At 73.2% G+C, this 18,724-nt stretch carries 15 protein-coding genes; 9 read left to right on the forward strand and 6 right to left on the reverse strand.

Annotated elements, in window-relative coordinates; genetic code table 11:
• Positions 1-22: 22 nt before the first annotated feature.
• The 4 genes from ACFVYX_RS21815 (at position 23) to ACFVYX_RS21830 (ending at position 4,964) form a co-directional block, all read left to right on the forward strand.
• Positions 23-1,225 carry a bifunctional adenosylcobinamide kinase/adenosylcobinamide-phosphate guanylyltransferase gene (locus ACFVYX_RS21815; protein WP_389683066.1) on the forward strand — a complete coding sequence of 401 codons (1,203 nt, stop codon included), beginning with the start codon at positions 23-25 and terminating at the stop codon, positions 1,223-1,225.
• A gap of 47 nt (positions 1,226-1,272) precedes the next feature.
• A complete protein-coding gene (gene cobT / locus ACFVYX_RS21820; RefSeq protein WP_389683067.1) occupies positions 1,273-2,397 on the forward strand; it encodes a nicotinate-nucleotide--dimethylbenzimidazole phosphoribosyltransferase in 1,125 nt (374 codons plus the stop codon).
• Between the two features lie 96 nt (positions 2,398-2,493).
• The gene (locus ACFVYX_RS21825) at positions 2,494-4,257 is read left to right on the forward strand and encodes a phosphatidylglycerol lysyltransferase domain-containing protein (RefSeq protein WP_389683068.1); all 1,764 of its coding nucleotides are present in this window, start codon (positions 2,494-2,496) and stop codon (positions 4,255-4,257) included.
• Positions 4,254-4,964, forward strand: a complete 711-nt coding sequence (locus ACFVYX_RS21830; protein ID WP_389683069.1) for a hypothetical protein — start codon at positions 4,254-4,256, stop codon at positions 4,962-4,964. Before ACFVYX_RS21825 ends, ACFVYX_RS21830 begins: the two co-directional genes overlap by 4 nt.
• On the opposite strand, the gene ACFVYX_RS21835 is transcribed toward ACFVYX_RS21830, so the two are convergent.
• Positions 4,904-5,668: a hypothetical protein gene (locus ACFVYX_RS21835; RefSeq protein ID WP_389683070.1), complete on the reverse strand. Its 765-nt coding sequence runs from the start codon at positions 5,666-5,668 to the stop codon at positions 4,904-4,906. The genes ACFVYX_RS21830 and ACFVYX_RS21835 overlap by 61 nt on opposite strands.
• 34 nt (positions 5,669-5,702) lie before the next feature.
• On the opposite strand from ACFVYX_RS21835, the gene ACFVYX_RS21840 reads away from it, so the two are divergent.
• Together ACFVYX_RS21840 and ACFVYX_RS21845 are read left to right on the forward strand one after the other, a co-directional pair.
• Positions 5,703-6,509, forward strand: coding sequence for an adenosylcobinamide-GDP ribazoletransferase (locus tag ACFVYX_RS21840; protein ID WP_389683071.1), 807 nt, complete (start codon positions 5,703-5,705; stop codon positions 6,507-6,509).
• A gap of 57 nt (positions 6,510-6,566) precedes the next feature.
• A complete protein-coding gene (locus tag ACFVYX_RS21845) occupies positions 6,567-7,781 on the forward strand; it encodes a hypothetical protein (RefSeq protein WP_389683072.1) in 1,215 nt (404 codons plus the stop codon).
• On the opposite strand, the gene ACFVYX_RS21850 is transcribed toward ACFVYX_RS21845, so the two are convergent.
• The 5 genes from ACFVYX_RS21850 to ACFVYX_RS21870 are packed head-to-tail and all read right to left on the reverse strand — an operon-like array spanning position 7,741 to position 14,406.
• Positions 7,741-8,529 carry an endo alpha-1,4 polygalactosaminidase gene (locus ACFVYX_RS21850; RefSeq protein WP_389683073.1) on the reverse strand — a complete coding sequence of 263 codons (789 nt, stop codon included), beginning with the start codon at positions 8,527-8,529 and terminating at the stop codon, positions 7,741-7,743. The two genes, ACFVYX_RS21845 and ACFVYX_RS21850, sit on opposite strands and share 41 nt — an antisense overlap.
• Positions 8,526-9,143 (reverse strand): spherulation-specific family 4 protein, encoded by a 618-nt coding sequence (locus ACFVYX_RS21855; RefSeq protein ID WP_389683074.1) that lies wholly within the window; start codon positions 9,141-9,143, stop codon positions 8,526-8,528. The genes ACFVYX_RS21850 and ACFVYX_RS21855 overlap by 4 nt, the downstream gene beginning before the upstream one ends.
• A 12-nt stretch (positions 9,144-9,155) precedes the next feature.
• A complete protein-coding gene (locus ACFVYX_RS21860) occupies positions 9,156-10,739 on the reverse strand; it encodes a hypothetical protein (RefSeq protein ID WP_389683075.1) in 1,584 nt (527 codons plus the stop codon).
• A complete protein-coding gene (pelF, locus tag ACFVYX_RS21865; RefSeq protein WP_389683076.1) occupies positions 10,736-12,292 on the reverse strand; it encodes a GT4 family glycosyltransferase PelF in 1,557 nt (518 codons plus the stop codon). The genes ACFVYX_RS21860 and pelF overlap by 4 nt, the downstream gene beginning before the upstream one ends.
• Before the next feature lie 26 nt (positions 12,293-12,318).
• Complete coding sequence (locus tag ACFVYX_RS21870) at positions 12,319-14,406, reverse strand: hypothetical protein (protein ID WP_389683077.1); 2,088 nt, start codon at positions 14,404-14,406, stop codon at positions 12,319-12,321.
• 315 nt (positions 14,407-14,721) lie between these two features.
• Between ACFVYX_RS21870 and ACFVYX_RS21875 the strand changes: the two genes are divergently transcribed.
• The 3 genes from ACFVYX_RS21875 to ACFVYX_RS21885 all read left to right on the forward strand — a co-directional run.
• A complete protein-coding gene (locus tag ACFVYX_RS21875) occupies positions 14,722-16,230 on the forward strand; it encodes a leucyl aminopeptidase (RefSeq protein ID WP_389683078.1) in 1,509 nt (502 codons plus the stop codon).
• Positions 16,231-16,518: 288 nt separating this feature from the next.
• Positions 16,519-17,907 carry a dihydrolipoyl dehydrogenase gene (gene lpdA, locus ACFVYX_RS21880; protein ID WP_389683079.1) on the forward strand — a complete coding sequence of 463 codons (1,389 nt, stop codon included), beginning with the start codon at positions 16,519-16,521 and terminating at the stop codon, positions 17,905-17,907.
• Positions 17,908-17,969: 62 nt separating this feature from the next.
• A partial coding sequence (locus ACFVYX_RS21885; protein ID WP_389683080.1) for a biotin/lipoyl-containing protein occupies positions 17,970-18,724 on the forward strand: 755 nt, incomplete at its 3' end.

Here is an 18,724-nt window from a genome sequence, read left to right on the forward strand (position 1 = left end):
GGTGGCGCGGGAGGATCTGAGGGTGGAACTGACTCTGCTCGGCACCGGCGCCCCGCTCGGGCTCCCCCGTCCCGACTGCCCCTGCGCCGTGTGCGCGCTGTCCCGAGGGCCGCGGGTCCGCGCCGCGACGGCGCTGCTCGTGGACGGGGCCCTGTTGCTCGATCTGACCCCGGGGGCCGCGCTCGCGGCCGCGCGTTCGGGGCATTCACTGGTGGGCGTACGGCAGGTTCTGCTGACCCATCCGCACGACGGGCCCGCCGTCGAGGTGCCCGCCGGGCTTCCGACGGCGGGGAGGGTGCCGGACGGGCGGGAGTTGACGCTGATCTCCGGGCACCGGGTGCGGGCCCTTCCGATGGACTCCCCCGGTACCGGGTACGAGGTGACGTCGGCGGACGGCGAGCGGCTGCTCTATCTGCCGCCGGGCGGGGCCGTCGCCGGGCTTCCGGAGAACCACCGGGTGCCGTACGACATGGTGGTCGCCGATGTGACGGGGCGTCCGGACGGTCTCGCCCGGCTGCGGGCGACCGGGGCGGTCGGCCCTGCGACCGAGGTGATCGCGGTGCATCTGGACCATGACATGCCGACGGGTGCCGAGCTGGACCGGCGGCTCGCGGCGGCGGGTGCGCGGGCGGTGCCGGACGGGACGGCGCTGTACGTGGGCGAGTACCACGAGGTGCCGGACGTGCCCCGGCGGACCCTGGTGACCGGCGGGGCCCGGTCGGGGAAGTCCGTGGAGGCCGAGCGGCGTCTGGGGTCCTTCCCCGAGGTGCTGTACGTGGCGACGGGCGGGAGCCGGGAGGGGGACCCGGAGTGGGCGGAGCGGGTGGGCCTGCACCGGGAGCGGCGGCCGGGTTCCTGGCGTACCGCCGAGACCTGTGACCTCGTCCCGCTTCTGGAGGAGGACGGGCCCGCGCTGCTCGTCGACTGTCTGTCGCTGTGGCTGACGGACGCCATGGACCGGGTGGAGGCCTGGGACGACGACCGGTGGGCGGCCGGTGGGCAGACGGCGCTGCGGAAGAGGACGGCTGAGCTGGTGGCGGCGGTGCGGGCGACGCGCCGCACGGTCGTGGCGGTGACGAACGAGGTCGGTTCCGGGGTGGTGCCGGCGACGGCGGCCGGGCGGCGGTTCCGGGACGAGCTGGGCCGGTTGAACGCGGCGTTCGCCGACGAGTGCGAGGAGGTCGTCCTCGTGGTCGCCGGTCAGGCCCTGGTGCTGCGCGGGTAGGGTGCCAGCACTGTAGGCCCTCGCTGATTTGTCTCAAGGCGGAACCCGTGAATCTGGACGACTTCTCCGATCTGATCGAGCGCGCCGACGGCGGGATCCGGCGTGACGCCGAGGAGCGTCGTGAGCGGCTGACCGTGCCTCCGGGGGCGCTCGGCCGGCTCGACGAGCTCGGTGAGTGGTTGTCGGCCGCGCAGGCCTCCGTCAAGGTGCGGGCGATCGAGCAGCCGAAGGTGGTGCTCTTCGCGGGTGACCACGGGGTCGCCTCGCTCGATGTGTCGGGCCGCCCGGCGGGTACCGCGCACGAGCTGGTGCGCGCGGTCCTGGAGGGGGCGAGCCCGGTCGCCGTGCTCGCCCGGTCGACGGGCGTGCCGGTACGGGTCGTGGACGCGGGTCTCGACTGCGACCCGGAGCTCCTTCCGGCCGAGGTCGTGCGCCACCGGGTGCGGCGCGGCAGCGGCCGGATCGACGTGGAGAACGCGCTGACGGCCGAGGAGACGGAGGCGGCGGTCCGACTCGGTATCGCCATCGCCGACGAGGAGGCGGACTCCGGCACCGATCTGGTGGTGCTCGGGGATCTGAGCGTGGGCGGGACGACGCCCGCGGCCACGCTGATCGCGGCGCTCTGCGGGACGGACGCGTCGGTGGTGACGGGCCGGGGCGGCGCCGGGATCGACGATCTGGCGTGGATGCGGAAGTGCGCGGCGGTCCGGGACGCGCTGCGGCGGGCCCGGCCGGTCCTGGGCGATCAGCTGGAGCTGCTCGCGGCGGTCGGTGGCGCGGATCTGGCGGCGATGACGGGCTTCCTGCTCCAGGCCTCGGTGCGGCGGATGCCGGTGATCCTGGACGGTGTGGTGGGCGCGGCCTGTGCGCTTGTGGCGCAGCGGGCGGCGTTCCGGGCGCCGGACTGGTGGCTGGCGGGTCAGGTGAGCGGGGAGCCGGCGCAGGCGAAGGCGCTGGACCGGATGGCGCTCAACCCTCTGCTCGACCATGGCGTCCATGTGGGTGAGGGAACCGGGGCATTGCTCGCACTCCCCCTCGTCCAGGCAGCGGCGGCGTTCGCCGCGGAGCTGCCCGAACGTCCGGATCCGACCACTCCGGACACCGAGGCCGCTCCGGCCTTCGAGGCCGCCTCGGAGGCCGAGGCCGTTCCGGACGGGGAGAGCCGAGCCTAGACGGACTCGTCGACTCCGGGGCGGTCACGCGCGACGCGCGCGTGGCCGCCTCCGGCGTCTCCGCGCGGCAAGCGGTGCCCCATATGATCGCTTTTCATGGGAGAAGTCCGCTTGTCTGTCGAAGCAGCACCCCGGGGCACCACCGCCCGTTCGCGCCGCAGCGCAGCGTTCGCCGTCTGGTACCTGCGCGTCGTCACGTTCATCAACTTCCTGAGTGCCGTCTGGGTCTCCCTCGGACAGGACCTGCGCCGCCACAACGAGGACGACTACTTCACCCCGTACATGCTCACGGCCGGTTTCGCCTCCGGGGCGTTCACCCTCTTCCTGGCGATCACCATGCGGCGCCGCAAGCGGGCCGCGTGGATCCTCAACCTGGTGCTCAGCGGACTCTTCCTGCTGCTCTTCGCCCTGGTGATGTTCTTCCCCGAGGTCCGGCAGCACGCCCAGAACTGGATCTCGCTGGTCCTGACCGCCGCCTTCGTCGTGGCGCTGCTGCTCGGCCGCAAGGAGTTCTACGCGAAGGGAGACCGCTCCAACCCGCTGCTCGCGGCGGCCGTGGCCGTCGGCGGACTGCTCGTCACCTCGCTCCTCGCGGCAGCCCTGGTCACCGCCACCAACACCGCCACCGCCTCCTCCACCTTCCTGGAGCGCTGGCGGTACGGCCTGATGCGGCTGGTCACCCTGGCGACCGACGACTCGCGGTTCGCCGGGATCTCCACGCCCGGATGGGTCGACGTCACGATCAACGTCCTGTCCACGCTGCTGCTCTTCGCGGTGCTCTTCGCCGCGTTCCGCTCGCGCCGGGCCGTCGACCCGCTGACCGAGGAGGACGAGGAGCGGCTGCGGATCCTGCTCGACAAGCACGGGGACCGCGACTCGCTCGGCTACTTCGCGCTGCGCCGGGAGAAGAGCGTCGTGTGGTCGCCGAGCGAGAAGGCCGCCGTCACCTACCGGGTGGTCGGCGGGGTCTCGCTCGCCTCCGGCGACCCGATCGGCGACCCCGAGGCCTGGCCGGGCGCCATCGAGCCCTGGCTGGCCGAGGCGCGCGAGCACGGCTGGATCCCGGCGGTGATGGGCGCGAGCGAGGAGGCCGGCACCATCTACGCCCGGCACGGCCTCGACGCCCTGGAGCTGGGCGACGAGGCGATCGTGGAGACCCGTGAGTTCACGCTCGACGGGCGGGCCATGCGGACGGTCCGCCAGGCGTTCAACCGGGTCAAGCGGGCCGGGTACGAGGTGCGCATCCGGCGCCACGAGGACATCCCGGCCGAGGAGATGGCCGAGCTGCTCCGCAAAGCCGACGACTGGCGTGACGGGGCCACCGAGCGCGGCTTCTCGATGGCGCTGGGCCGGCTCGGCGACCCCCTGGACGGGCGCTGCGTGATGCTGGAATGCACCGACGGGCAGGGCGAGCTGCGGGCCGTGCTGTCCTTCGTGCCCTGGGGGCCGAAGGGGCTGTCCCTCGACCTGATGCGCCGTGACAGGGATTCCGAGAACGGCCTGATGGAGTTCATGGTCATCGAACTCCTCCAGCGCGCCGAGGAGATCGGGATCACTCAGGTCTCGCTGAACTTCGCGATGTTCCGCTCCGTCTTCGAACGTGGCTCGAAGCTCGGCGCGGGGCCCGTGCTGCGCATGTGGCGTTCGCTGCTCAGCTTCTTCTCCCGCTGGTGGCAGATCGAGTCGCTGTACCGCGCCAACGCCAAGTACCGACCGATCTGGGAGCCCCGATTCATGCTCTTCGAGAAGAGCGCGGACCTGCTGCGCATCGGCCTCGCGGCCGGCCGGGCCGAGGGCTTCCTGGAGGCTCCCGGGCTCCCGAAGTGGCTGCACCGCAGGCATCTGGAGAGCGGCCGTTGAGCCCCGCCGTGCGGGAGTTCGCCCGCCGCGAGTGGGGGTCGCTGTACACCGCCGTACGGACGGGGCTCGTCACGAAGAGAGCGCGGGCGGTGCCGATGACACTGGCCGCCGTCTGCCTCACGGCCCTCTTCCAGCTCGTCCAGAACCAGGACTGGGGCTATCAGCCGGTCCAGGACATCGGCTCCGTACGGGCCGAGGACCCGCTCTGGCTCGCGCTGCTTCGGACCCCCCTCTCGCTCTTCGTCCCCGCGCTCGACCTGCCCGTGTGGGGCGCGCTCGCGCAGGTCCTGCTGGTGTTCGGGATCGCCGAGATCTGTCTCGGGCGGTGGCGGACGCTCGCGATCGCCTATCTGGCGACCCTCTCGGGCACGCTGTACGCGCGCGTGGGCATCGCGATCGGTCCGGACAGCCCGCTCGGGCTGCCCGCGTCCGACGCGCGGGTCGTCGACACGGGCCCTTCGGCGGCCGTGGTCGGGCTCGCCGTCTACGTGTGCTGGCGCCACGGAGCCCGGTGGACGGGCGGGCTCGTGGTGGTGGCGATGGTCGTGGAGGTGATCGTCAAGCCGAACCTGGCGGGCAAGGAGCATCTCGCGGCCATCGCCGGGGTCCTCGTCCTGATCGCGTTCCAGGTCTGGCGCGGGCGCGGTCAGGAGGGGGTGGAGCCGCCTCCCGGGACCCGCTCCTGGAAGCCGCCGATCAGGTCCTGAAGCCGGCGCCGGACCTTCGTCCAGCGCTTGTCGTGGCGGTACGTACGGATCCGGGAACGGGCCCGTGCCTTGTGGCGGCGCCCGTAGAACCGGCGTGACCACCAGGAGCCGGGGCGGGCGAGGCGGACGGCGCCGACGATCGCCACGAAGGGGACGAGGACCCCGAGGACGGCCATCCGGAACTTCCCCTTCACCAGGGTGATCAGGATGAAGAGGAAGTTCAGCGCCAGGGTGAGGAGGAAGGTGACCCGGTCCTGGCGTTCGTCGGTGGTCATGTCGTCGACGCCGAGCGGCGAGAAGCCGCTCAGGGCGAGCCCCACCAGGGCCGCGGTGAGGACGACCACCTCGACGCTCTTGCGGCCCTCGTCCGTCCAGTACACGTCGTCGAGATGGAGGATCAGCGCGAACTCGTCGAGGACGAGTCCTGCGCCGATCCCGAAGACCACGGCGAAGACGGCCCCGCCGATCCCGTGCCGGTCGCTGGCCACCGCACCGAAACCGCCGATGACGGTGAGGACGACGCCCGGCACGACGTGATGGATGTGGAGCCCGCCGGAGGACACGTTCGTAAAGGGCCCCCTGCCTGCCCGGATGAGCCGGGTGACGGTCCGTGTGACCAGGAACGTCACGACGAACGAGGTCAGCGCGAGGAGCATCGGGAGCTTTCCCGGCTCAAGGATGTTGCGGGAGAACCAGTGACCCATGCCACCCCGTTCCGAAATACGCGGAATGCGCGGAATGCGCAATCTACCGTCCGGAGGCGGCGATTACCCTGCCCGGATGGACGGCCTGCGTTTCGCCTTCGGCACCCTCACGGTGTTCCCCGCCCGCATCACCCGCTGGGACCGGGACGCGGCGCGCGCCGGCATGCTCTGCGCCCCGCTGGCCGGTCTGCTCGTCGGACTCTCCGCCGCCGCGCTCGGCGGAACGTTCCTGCTGCTCGGCTCCGGCCCGCTGCTCGCCGCAGTGGTCACCACCGCCGTCCCCGCCGTCCTCACCCGCGGCCTCCACCTCGACGGCCTCGCGGACACCGCCGACGGCCTCGGCAGCGCCAAGCCCGCCGAGGACGCGCTGCGCATCATGAAGCAGTCGGACGTCGGCCCGTTCGGGGTCATCGCCCTGCTCCTCGTCCTGCTCGCCCAGGTCGCCGCGCTCTTCGCGCTGTACGGGGAGAGCTGGGCGCACGGCGCGGCCGGCGCCGTCCTCGCCGCCACCGTCGCCCGCCTCGCCCTCACCCACGCCTCCCGCCACGGCGTCCCGGCGGCCCGCCCCGAGGGACTGGGCGCGATCGTCGCCGCGACGGTCCCGGTCCGGTCCGCGACCCTCACGACCGCCCTCGTCCTGGTGGCGTGCGCGGCGACGGGCCTGCTCCTCTCCCCGTACGACGCGGTACGGAACGTCCTCGCGGCCGGCGCGGCACTCGGCGCGGCGGCCCTGCTGCTCCGCCGGTGCGTACGGCGGTTCGGCGGGGTGACGGGGGACGTCTTCGGCGCGGTGGAGGAGACGGCGGCGACGGCGGCGCTGGTGGCGCTGACGCTCGGGTGATCATTCCGTGACCCGCCGGTCGGGCAACCATCGGGGCCGCTGCCCGGTCATCCAGGCGTGATCAGACCCCTCACCCGTACCGCCGCCGCGCTCGTCGGAGCGGTCCTGCTGCTCAGCGCCTGCGACAGCGGTCCCGGCACCGCCAAGCCCTCCCCCCATCCCGTCTTCTCCGAGCCGCTCGCCCGGCAGGTGCACCTCGCCCTCCGGCACACGCGGCAGGCGGGCGGCGCCGGCCTCCGGCAGACCGTCACCTTCACGTCCGGCAAGGGCAGGGCCGTCCAGACCCTCACCGGACGGCTGGACTTCGCGGGCTCGCGCGGGTCGGCGACGAGCCGCTGGCACCTGACCCCGGACTTCCCCCGGGCCGCCCGGGAGACGATCCTCGGCACCCTGCAGGGGCCCGGCACGGGTGACGCCGTCGGCCGCTTCACCGTCGACACCGAGGCCGTCCACTACCGGGCCGGCTCCGCCGGATACTGGCTCCGGTACGAAGGCGACATCGAGCCGCTGTGGGGGATCGACTCGATCAGCCATCTCCGGGGCACCGAGAGCGCGATCGGCGGGACGCTCCTGGAGGTCCTCAGCGGAGTGCGGCCGGCCGCGCGGCGGGCCCTCGAAGGAGGCGGCCACTCCTACCGGGCGGACTTCCCGCTCACCGAGGCCCTGCAACTCTTCCCGTACGACCTGCGCAGCGAGTTCGTGCCCACGCCCCTGTACGACCACCTGCCGAGCGCCCCCGTCCCCCTGACCGTCGAGGTGGACCGCGACGGCCGGATCACCCGGGCCCGGGCCGATCTGACGGTCCTGCTCGACAGGAAGACGGAGGGCGCGCTCGCCGGGATGACCGCGCTCCACGCCGATCTGGTGCTCGACGACTTCGGCTCACCGAAGGCCGGGGCCGCCGCCACCCCGGACGGCCGCGTCCTGGACGCCGCGTCGGCCATCACCCCCGTCTCCGAGGCACGCCCCGGGGAGTGCATGGACTTCCACACCGGCATGCGGTACAGCCCGCTGGTGGCGCGGGTGCCCTGCGCCGGCCCCCATGACGGGAAGGTCCTCGCCCAGCACCCGCTGACCGGCACCTACCCCGGGAACGAGGACGCCGAGGTACGGGCCGGACGGGCCTGCGCCGGGACCCGGGACGACTCCCGCTCCGGCTCCCGCTGGTACACCTGGTCGTCCGAGCGCGACTGGACGGCACGGGGCGAGGGCAGGGCGACCTGCTACGTCGTCAGCAGGCCTGGCGCCACACCCCAAGGTCGTACCGCTTGAGCATGGAGCTGAGGCCCAGTTTCCGGGCCTGCGGGCAGAACTGGGACGTCTTCAGCTCGTACTCGACGTGGAAGACCGCCTTGCCCGCCGCCACGAACGGAGCGAGGCGGTCGCACTCGGTGTACTGGGCGCACTGTTCGTTGACCGCGAAGTCGAAGTCGGGGAGCAGCTGCGGGATCTGGTCGAGGTCGTTCTTGAGGCCCACCGCGAGGCCCCGTTCGTGGGAGAGGCGGGCGATGAGTCGGTTGTAGCGGAGCTGGTCGGCGGCGGTGAGGGGGAAACCGGTGCGGTTCTCGTAGCCGTCCATGTTGTCGGGTTCGACGGCGTCGAAGCCCTTGTCCCGGCACATGTCGAGACGTTCGGCCATGAGCGGTTCGAGGACGTCCGTGCGGCGGATGTCGAGCCAGCGTTCTCCCTCCCAGCCGTTGCCCTTGCCCAGGACGGACGCCGGGAAGCGGTCGGCGTCCGGGCGGAAGTCCTCCCAGGCGCCGGTGGAGAGGTAGCAGATGACCTTGCGGCCCCGGCGGTGGAGGTCCGCGACGGTGGACGCCGGGTGGTCGAAGCCGTCGATGTCGTACACGGGGACGTCGACCGTCGGATCGAGCCGGCCGCTGAGCTGCCACTGCCAGGCGAGGCCCGGCGCCGGCCGCCACCGCTCCCCCCTGGGCTTGGGGTCCTCGTCGGGGCCCGCCGTACAGGCCGTGGCGAGCAGGAGCAGGCCGGCGAGCAGGGGCAGCAGTCGTCTCATCGGGCGGGCTCCGGAAGGTGCGGAAGGGTGCCCCAGGGGTGCGCGCCCGTGCCGGGGACCGCGCAGTGCACCGGGGTGCGCGGGCGGACGCCGGGCGGGGCCGCGTAGACGAGGTGGCAGTAGTGGGCGGCGACCGGCAGGTCGAGCGTCCGGTACGTGTCCCAGGGGCCCTCGAAGGTGACGAGGAGGTCGGCGAACTCCTCGTAGCCCGGGTCCGGGTGCGCCCCGTGGTTGAGCACGAGGGTCGCGGCGCCCGCGGCCCGGGCCGCGACCGCGATCCGCCGGTAGTGGGCGAGGGCGTCGGGCGCGGTCGGCACCTGGTCGAGGAAGGCGCCGTCGGTGCCGTACCAGTCGCGGTGGCGGAGGAGATCGGTCACGACCTCGGCGTGCGGGCGGCGCCCGTAGGCGGTGTCCGCGTAGCCGAGGAGCCGTACGCCCGCCTCCCGCAGCCGTCCTGCGGCCTCGGCGAACGCCGGGTCGGGGGCCTCGCCCGCGCCGCTGGCCGGGTTGACGACGACGCCGTACAGGGACGGCGCCGCGCCGACGAGGGCCGACCACGCCTCGGGGCGGTCGGCCGGGTGCTCGTAGAACGGCACCAGGAGGAGACGATTCACGGTCCCGTTCCCCTAGCAGCGGTGGGCGGTCGGTCGTACCAGCAGAACACAGGTGAGCACGGCCAGCACCGCCGCCGCTCCCCCGGCCGCCACCGGGCCCGCCGCGGCGGATTCCACGCTCTGCGCGGCCGCCGCGAGCAGACAGACGACGGCCGCGCTGAGCACCGCGCCGAAGGCCTGGAGCAGCAGCCCCAGCCAGAGCACCGTCCCGATCAGGAGCAGCGTGACCAGCCTCGGGAGGGCCGGCCAGGGCGCCCCCGGCCAGGCCAGGGTCGCGGCGAGGGTGAGGGCGACGAGGACGGTGAGGTAGCCGCCGAGGCAGAGCACCAGGGTGCCGGTGACGGCCCGGCGGAACTCGCGGGCCGTGGTCAGGGTCCGCAGCCGGGTCAGGCTCTCGCCCCGGAAGCGGTGCAGCAGCCACTCGGCGGGCCCCATGGAGAGGGTGAGCGCGATGACCGCGCCCGCGCCGCTGACCAGGGTGTCGCCGATGCCCGCGTGGAGGACGAGCAGCCCGCTGCCGAGACCGAAGAGGCCGTACGGGAGGGAGGCGGCGCGCGGGGGCCCCGCGCGTCCCGCCGCGCCGCGCCGCGAGCCGGGCCGGAGGACGAGCGCGGCGAAGGCCACGCTCGCGGTGAGCGCGGTGAGGAGGAGTGCGGCGCGCAGCGGGTCCGGCAGGTCCCAGCGGAAGGCGGGGACGGCGCCGGCGAGCGGCAGCAGGGCGCACAGCAGGGCTCGTTCGCGGCCGAGGACGAGGAGCACGGTGGCGGCGGCGAGGTACAGGGACTGCCCGGTGGCGAAGAGGGCCGCCGGGGTCTCACCCGGCGCGGCGGCCGCGAAGGCGACGAGGGCGCCGGCGAGGGCGCCCGCCGGGGCGCCGGTGAGCAGGGCGCGAGCGGCGGCGGGCCGGTCGCCGAGGCCGAGCCAGGTGTACGCGCGGTGGGACAGGGCCTGGTTCCACACCCAGCCGGTGACGGCGCCCGCCAGGAGCGGAACCGTTCCGCCAGGAAGTCCGAAGCGGCCGGGCTCCCCGGCGAGCAGGGGCGCGGCGAGGACGTACGCGAGTCCGGGCAGCGCGAAGACGAGCCCGCGCAGAAGACAGCCGGCGAGCCCGGTGTGCCAGGCGTCGCCGGGCGGGGGCTCCGGTGCGGGGTGGCGGCGCTCCACGCGCGCGTAGAGGTCCTCGGCGAGGGCGAAGGAGTCGGCGCGGCCGTAGGTGAGCCGGATGTGGTCGTCGGTCATGCCGTCGGACTCGAGGAGGGCGGCGATCTCGTCGGGGTGCACGGCGACGGCGGCGAACCCTTCGAGCCGCTCGGTGAGTTCGTCGAGCGGATCGGCCGCGAGGCCGCCTCCGGCGGGGGGCGGGGTGCCGGGGCGGTCGGCGGGGTGCGGGGCGTCGGGGCCGTCGGCGGATGGGTGCGCGGCGCGCCCCGCGTGGTCCTCAGGGCGGGCGCGCCCCGCGTCGTCCTCAGGACGGATGCGACCCGCGTCGTCCTCAGGACGGGCGTGCCCCGCGTGGTCCTCGCCGCGGGGGCGCGGGATCGCGGGGAGCGGAGTGGTCCCCCCAGCCGGGGGTTTCAGCCAGAGTGAGCCGCTCACGCCGGGGTGCCTCCTGTGACGAGGGCCGCGGAGGTACGGCGCGGCGTGGGGATTCTCAGGCGCAGGGGCGCGGGGACGACGGCCGGGACCGGGCGCGGACGGCGGGCGCCCGCCAGTTCGCGGTAGATCTGCCGGAAGCCGTCCACGGAGCGGTTCAGGGTGAACCGGTCGATGACCCGCTGCCGTGCGCGGCGGCCGAGTTCGGCGCGGCGGGCCCCGTCGCGGAGGAGCTCGGAGACGGCGGCGGCCATGACGGCCGGTTCGCGGGGCGGGACGACGATACCGGTGTCGCCGACGGCCTCCCGTACGCCTCCGACGTCGGTGGAGACGGTGGCGCGGCCGCAGGACATGGCCTCGATGAGGGAGAAGGGGAAGCCCTCGCTGATGGAGGAGAGCATCACCACGCTGCCCGCCGCGTACGCGGTCGGGACGTCGGAGATCCGGCCCTCGAAGCCGACGCCGTCGGCGACGCCCAGTTCGGCGGCGAGCTTCTCCAGGCAGGTCAGGTAGTCCTCGTTCCCGGCGGGGACCGGGCCGAACAGGCGCAGGCGCAGCGCGGGGAGTTCGGCGCGGCAGATCGCGTACGCCCTGATCAGGGTTTCCAGGTCCTTGATGGGGTCGACGCGGCCGCACCAGCTGAGGGTGGGGGTCCCGGGTTCGGGCCCGGCCTCGGGGAAGAGGGCCGGGTCGACGCCGTTGTAGACGGTGCGGATGCGGTCGGCGGGGGCTCCGCCGCGCTCCTCCCAGCGCCGGTTGTACTGGTTGCAGGGGGTGATGAGGTCGGCCTTGCGGTAGCCGAGCGTGTTGAGCTCGCGGTAGAAGCCGAGCATGAGGGCCTTGACGGGCCAGCGTTGCGTCTCGGTGCGGTAGCCGAGGTAGCGCTCGCGGAGGTAGATGCCGTGTTCGGTGAGCAGGAAGGGCACTCCTTCAAAGTGCTGTGCGGCGAGCGCCGGCAGGGTGGCGAGGCCGCTGGAGACGGCGTGGGCGACGCCGTCGGTGGATATCCGGGCGGCGAGCGGGCGCAGGGCGTGTTCGAGCAGGTCGGTGGCGGTGAGCGCGTCATGGACGGTGGGCCGGGCCGCGCGCGTCGGCAGGTGCGGCATGGTCCAGATCCACATCAGGGAGCGCAGGGCCGCCTCGGAGCGCAGGGCGGCGGTCAGGCCTCCCCGCCGGGCGAGTTCGGCCAGTTCGTACAGGCCGGTGCCGAAGTCGCAGCCCGCCTCGGGGTCGAGGAGGGCGAGCAGGAGGCGTTCGTACGCGTCGAGGAAGCGGCGGCGCGCACGCCCCCGCGGGGGCCGGCCCGCTCCGGTGAACAGACCGGGCGCGGTCGGCCCCTGCGGACGTCCCCAGAGGGGGTACGCGGTGTGCCGGGAGACGTTGGGCGGCAGCTCCCAGGCGACGGGCTCGCGGCCGCTGCCGGTGAGGGCGAGGATCTCGAAGTCGACCTCGGGCATGCCGCGGACGAGCTGGTCGCACCAGGTGCTGACGCCGCCGTGGACATGCGGGTAGGTGCCTTCGGTGAGCATGGTGACATGACGGCCACTGCTCGGCATGTGCGGTTCCCCCCAGAACGTGCTGGTCAAGCGGTCGGGAGCGTGAGTGTGACGCTGGTCTGGAGCGGTTCGGGCGCGGTCCAGGCAGAGCGGGTGCCCGCGTAGGGCGAGCCGAAGGCGGTGGAGCCGAGGAGGAGGCGCTTACGGGTGCCCTCGGGGGCCGTGACGGGCGCGGTGACACCGGCGGGCGTCCTGACGGTGACCGTCGAGCCGATGCGGTAGGCGGTGACCTTTCCGGCGGCGAGGGCCTGGTCCCAGGCGGCACGGCGGTTCAGTTCGGTGCCGACGTCCCGCTGACGCGGGTTCACCACCGGGGCACTGGGGGCGAACAGGGTGCGGTAGTCGGCGAGGACGCGGTCGAGGACGGGGTAGAGGAGGCGCTCCTCGGCGAGGTTGGACTGGTGCACGTAGTGCGGGCGCGGGTCGTTGCCCATCACGTGGGAGAGGGCGGTGCGGGCTTCCCTCGGGACGATGTGGTCGGCGTAGCCGGTGGTGGTGGGGAGCGGGGCGGGCAGGCAGGTGGACGCCGGGTCGACCTCGCAGACCCCGCTGCCGCCGTCGGCGCGGGAGGTGTAGATCCAGTTGTACTCGTCGGTCATCTCGGCGGCCGTGCCCACGTTGTAGTACACGTTCATGGGGTGGCGGGGGACGGTCTTCCCGGCGCCGACCGGGCGCTGCCGCGGTTCGCGTGAGTTGTCGCTCGCGATCCATTTCACGCCGTTGTCGGCGAGGGCTCCTGCGAGGTTCGGGTTGTCGACGGGCTGCTGGGGCAGGGTCTTGAGGCCGGAGTGCTCGCCGGTGACGAGTTCGCCGCGGTCGACGGAGATGCCCTTGCCGACGGCCCAGTTGTGGTTGTCGCGGATCTGGGCGGACAGCACGGAGCGGCTGACCCAGAGGGTGGCGCCGGAGGTGTCCCTGGCACACCGCCAGGGGACGACGGTGTTGTCCTGGACGCAGCCGAGGAAGGGATGGGTGTAGGTGTGGTTGATCCACCGGTACTGGGCGCGGTCCGCGACGAGCCGGTCGATGAGCGGGTCGCTGCCGCCGTGCTCGGTCTTCCACTGCTCGCCCTGGCCGCCGTTGTAGACCATGTCGAGGGTGAAGCCGGAGGCCTTCTGCCAGGCGGCCGCGTACTGGGCGTCGGCGACGGTCATCCGGATCGGGGCGGCGCCCTCCCCGTCGTCGCCGACGCAGTCGAAGTCGCCGGGGGTGCAGTTGCGGACGGTGTCCCAGCGGGCGTCGGGGGCGAAGACGTCGTCGACGTGGACGGAGAGGTAGTTGCGGCTCTGCCCGAGGTGGACGCCCTGGGTGAGCCATTCGACGATGCCGCGGGCGAGGGCCCGGAACTGCCGCTGGTACTGGTTGTAGGCGAAGGTGACGACGAGTTCGCGGCGCCCGTCGGCGGTGTACTCGCCGACGAGGCTGGCCCGGCCGCCGGCACCGTCGACGGGCACGTCGAGGTAGCTGGTGTAGCCGGCGCGCGGCCGGCCCGCGTAGCCGTAACTCTCGGCGATCGACGGGTCGTTGTCCTCGAAGGTGAGCGCCCCGGACAGGTACCGGAAGGGGCCCGCCCGCCCGGCGGCGGTGACACCGGCGGTGGTGCCGTCGAGGACGCCGGACCAGCCGCCCTCGTTGGTGTAGTCGAGGCCGACGCCGGGGTGCGACCAGGTGTAGGCGTCGACCTGCGGGATGCCGAACCTCCGCTCGTACGCCTGGAGGGCGGTGTGCTCAGCGGAGTCGGGTCCGAAGGCGGTCTCGTGCGGCAGGACGACGCCCTGGTACTTGGCACGGGGGCGTCCGTCGACCGTGTCACTGAGGAAGGCCGGGTCGAGGACCGGCCGGTTCGGGTCGTCGAGGTCGATCCTGCGGTACGGGACGCCGGAGCCCTCGAGCTCCGCGGTGATCGCGCCGACCGCGCTGCCGCCGTCGTCGACGACGAGGACGGTGAGGTCGATCCGGGGCACGGGGGCCGTGACCGCCTGCGCCGACGGGACGACGGTGGCCAGCAGCGCGGCGGCGGCGAGGGCCGCGACCCGGGCGCCACGGGGCGCGGAACGGGCGCCGCGGCCGGTGCGGGGCGCGGTTCTGGGCGTACGGATTCGGCCGGAGTCCATCAGGTGGTGTCCCCCCTCGGCAGGTCCCCGCACACCCTGGGCGGGGGCGTGGGAGCTGTGGAGATGCTGCAGATGATGCGAAGGCGAGCGCGTCGTCCTCGCGTGACTGAGGCGAGTGTGAAGGAGCGCTCCGAGCCGGAACGGTAAACATGAAAGAGACACCACGGATGAGTGAATCGCCGCCGCCGTGAGCGAACCGGATGAGCGAGCGTAGGCTCGTTCTCGGCGCTCCCCGGGCCGAAATACGATGCGGCGGGCACGGTCGGCCCATCCCTCGACCGCCACAGAACTCAATGGAAGCGAGATTTCACCACCGTGACTGCTCTCACTCTCAGCACTGCCGGTGCGGCGACGCTGCGCGCCGACGCCCTCGTCGTCGGCGTCGCGAAGTCCGGGAAGACGCTCGTCGTCGCCCCGGGCGCCGAGGCCGTCGACAAGGCCTTCGAAGGCCGGCTCGCCGCCGTCCTGGAGACCCTGGGCGCCTCGGGTGCCGAGGGTGAGGCGACCAAGCTGCCCGCCCCCGCCGGTCTCAAGGCCCCCGTCGTCCTCGCCGTCGGCCTGGGCTCCGCCCCCGAGGACGGCGAGTCCTACGACGCGGAGACCCTACGCCGTGCCGCCGGTACCGCCGCCCGCGTCCTGACCGGCGCGAAGAAGGCCGCTTTCGCGCTGCCGATCGCCGCCGCCGAGGACGCCGGAGCCATCGCGGAGGGCGCCCTGCTCGGCGCTTACGCCTTCACGGCGTACCAGGAGAACGGCAAGGACGCGAAGAAGCCGCTCGCCGAGGTCGCCCTGCTCGGCGCCAAGCCGCGTGACAAGGCCCACAAGGCCGCCGCCGAGCGCGCCCAGGCCGTCGCCGAGGAGATGAACCGCGCCCGCGACCTGATCAACATGCCGCCGAACGACCTGACCCCGGCCGCCTTCGCCGCCGCCGCCCAGGCCGCCGGCAAGGAGCACGGCCTCAAGGTCCAGATCCTCGACGAGAAGGCGCTCACCAAGGGCGGCTACGGCGGCATCCTCGGCGTCGGCAACGGCTCCGAGAACCCGCCGCGCCTGGTCCGCATCGCGTACACCCACCCCCGGGCGGAGAAGACCCTCGCCCTCGTCGGCAAGGGCATCACCTACGACTCGGGCGGCATCTCGCTGAAGCCGGCCGGCCACAACGAGACGATGAAGTGCGACATGAGCGGCGCCGCCGCCGTGTTCTCCTCCGTCGTCGCCGCGGCCCGCCTCGGCCTCGAGGTCAACGTCACGGGCTGGCTCGCCCTCGCCGAGAACATGCCGTCCGGCTCCGCCACCCGCCCGGGTGACGTGCTGCGCATGTACAGCGGCAAGACCGTCGAGGTCCTCAACACCGACGCCGAGGGCCGTCTCGTCCTCGCGGACGCGCTGACCCGCGCCTCCGAGGAGCACCCGGACGCGATCGTCGACGTGGCGACCCTGACCGGCGCCATGGTCCTGGCGCTCGGCAACCGCACCTTCGGCATCATGGCCAACGACGACGACTACCGCTCGGCGATCCACGAGATCGCCGACGAGGTCGGCGAGCAGTCCTGGCCGATGCCGCTCCCCGCGGACCTGCGCAAGGGCATGGACTCCCCCACCGCCGACATCGCCAACATGGGTGAGCGGATGGGCGGCGGCCTGGTCGCCGGCCTCTTCCTCCAGGAGTTCGTGGGCGAGGGCATCACCTGGGCCCACCTGGACATCGCCGGCCCGGCCTTCCACGAGGGCGCCCCCTACGGCTACACCCCCAAGGGCGGCACCGGCTCCTCGGTCCGCACCCTGGTGAAGCTGGCCGAGCGCACCGCCGCCGGCGAGCTCTGAGCACACCGTGACGGGGACGGCCCCGGGCCTCGTGCCCGGGGCCGTCCCCGTCCCCGCTGTTCCGCTCGCGACGAAATCCGTAGGTTCGTACGCCCGGGTGCGCCCTCCGTACGGACGATCGGCCGTCTCAGAGCACGGCCCCGCGTCCCGCCATCCGTCAACAAGTGCGAAGATGGGTTCTCGGCAGGACAGGGCCCCCACCACAGGGCCGAAATAAAGCGGCCGAACACCAGCCGCCGCCCGGTCACTGAAGACCGGCGACGAGCGCACATGCATGGAGGACGTGACGTGGCGAACGACGCCAGCACCGTTTTCGACCTAGTGATCCTCGGCGGCGGTAGCGGCGGTTACGCCGCGGCGCTGCGCGGAGCGCAGCTGGGCCTGGACGTCGCACTGATCGAGAAGAACAAGCTCGGCGGCACCTGCCTGCACAACGGCTGCATCCCGACGAAGGCCCTGCTCCACGCCGGTGAGATCGCCGACCAGGCGCGCGAGGCGGAGCAGTTCGGTGTCAAGGCCTCTTTCGAGGGCATCGACATCAAGGGCGTGCACAAGTACAAGGACGACGTGATCTCGGGCCTGTACAAGGGTCTGCAGGGTCTCGTCGCCTCCCGCAAGGTGACGTACATCGAGGGCGCCGGTCACCTGTCCTCCCCGACCTCCGTCGATGTCGACGGGCGTCGCGTCGAGGGCCGTCACGTCCTCCTGGCCACCGGTTCCGTGCCGAAGTCGCTCCCGGGCCTGGAGATCGACGGCAACCGGATCATCACCTCGGACCACGCGCTGACCCTCGACCGGGTCCCGGAGTCCGCGATCATCCTCGGCGGCGGCGTCATCGGCGTCGAGTTCGCCTCCGCGTGGAAGTCCTTCGGGACCGACGTCACGGTCATCGAGGGCATGAAGCACCTCGTCCCGGTCGAGGACGAGAACAGCTCGAAGCTTCTTGAGCGCGCGTTCCGCAAGCGCGGCATCAAGTTCAACCTCGGCACCTTCTTCCAGTCGGCCGAGTACACCGACAGCGGCGTCAAGGTCACCCTCGCCGACGGCAAGACCTTCGAGGCCGAGGTGCTGCTCGTCGCCATCGGCCGCGGCCCGGTCTCCGCCGGTCTCGGCTACGAGGAGCAGGGCGTCGCGATGGACCGCGGCTACGTCCTGGTCGACGAGTACATGCGTACCAACGTGCCGACGATCTCGGCCGTGGGCGACCTCGTCCCGACGCTCCAGCTCGCGCACGTCGGCTTCGCCGAGGGCATCCTCGTCGCGGAGCGGCTCGCCGGCCTGAAGCCCGTCCCGATCGACTACGACGGCGTGCCGCGGGTGACGTACTGCCACCCCGAGGTCGCCTCCGTCGGCATCACCGAGGCCAAGGCCAAGGAGATCTACGGCGCGGACAAGGTCGTCGCCCTGAAGTACAACCTCGCGGGCAACGGCAAGAGCAAGATCCTCAAGACCGCGGGCGAGATCAAGCTCGTCCAGGTCAAGGACGGTGCCGTGGTCGGCGTCCACATGGTCGGTGACCGCATGGGTGAGCAGGTCGGCGAAGCACAGCTGATCTACAACTGGGAGGCGCTGCCGGCCGAGGTCGCGCAGCTCATCCACGCCCACCCGACGCAGAACGAGGCGCTCGGCGAGGCCCACCTGGCCCTGGCCGGCAAGCCGCTGCACTCCCACGACTGACGCTCACGTCATCACAGGGCGCGACGACCACTTCCCGCAATTCGTTAGGAGCAACTGAAACCATGTCGGTTTCCGTAACCCTGCCGGCGCTCGGCGAGAGCGTCACCGAGGGCACCGTCACCCGCTGGCTCAAGGCCGAGGGCGAGCGTGTCGAGGCCGACGAGCCGCTGCTCGAGGTCTCGACCGACAAGGTCGACACCGAGATCCCCGCCCCCGCCTCGGGCATCCTGGCCTCCATCAAGGTCGCCGAGGACGAGACGGTCGAGGTCGGCGCCGAGCTGGCCATCATCGACGACGGCTCCGGCGCCCCCGCCGCGGCTCCGGCCCCGGCGGCCGAGGCCGCCCCGCAGCAGGAGGCCCCGGCCCCCGCGCCGCAGGCCGCCCCGTCCACCGAGGCCCAGGCCCCGGCTCCGGCTCCGACGGCCGAGGCGGCCGCCGGTGGCGGTTCCGCCGAGGGCACCGACGTCGTGCTGCCCGCGCTGGGCGAGTCCGTCACCGAGGGCACCGTCACCCGCTGGCTGAAGTCGGTCGGCGAGGAGGTCACGGAGGACGAGCCGCTGCTCGAGGTCTCCACGGACAAGGTCGACACCGAGATCCCGGCGCCGGCCTCCGGTGTCCTCCTGGAGATCGTCGTCGCCGAGGACGAGACCGCCGAGGTCGGCGCCAAGCTGGCCGTCATCGGCGCGGCGGGTGCCGCTCCGGCCGCCGCCCCGGCTCCGGCTCCGGCCGCCCCGGCCGCCGCTCCGGCCCCGGCCGCCGCTCCGGCCCCGGCCGCCCCCGCCCCGGCTCCGGCCGCTCCGGCTGCTCCGGCCCCGGC

The sequence above is a fragment of the Streptomyces sp. NPDC058326 genome, from assembly GCF_042879855.1.
Lineage (GTDB): Bacteria > Actinomycetota > Actinomycetes > Streptomycetales > Streptomycetaceae > Streptomyces.

Coding starts and splice junctions, on each gene's coding strand:
- ACFVYX_RS21825 (WP_389683068.1), top strand. CDS start 2,494: ATGGGAGAAGTCCGCTTGTCTGTCGAAGCAGCACCCCGGGGCACCACC.
- ACFVYX_RS21835 (WP_389683070.1), bottom strand. CDS start 5,668: ATGGGTCACTGGTTCTCCCGCAACATCCTTGAGCCGGGAAAGCTCCCG.
- ACFVYX_RS21840 (WP_389683071.1), top strand. CDS start 5,703: ATGCGCAATCTACCGTCCGGAGGCGGCGATTACCCTGCCCGGATGGAC.
- ACFVYX_RS21850 (WP_389683073.1), bottom strand. CDS start 8,529: ATGAGACGACTGCTGCCCCTGCTCGCCGGCCTGCTCCTGCTCGCCACG.
- pelF (WP_389683076.1), bottom strand. CDS start 12,292: ATGCCGAGCAGTGGCCGTCATGTCACCATGCTCACCGAAGGCACCTAC.
- ACFVYX_RS21870 (WP_389683077.1), bottom strand. CDS start 14,406: ATGGACTCCGGCCGAATCCGTACGCCCAGAACCGCGCCCCGCACCGGC.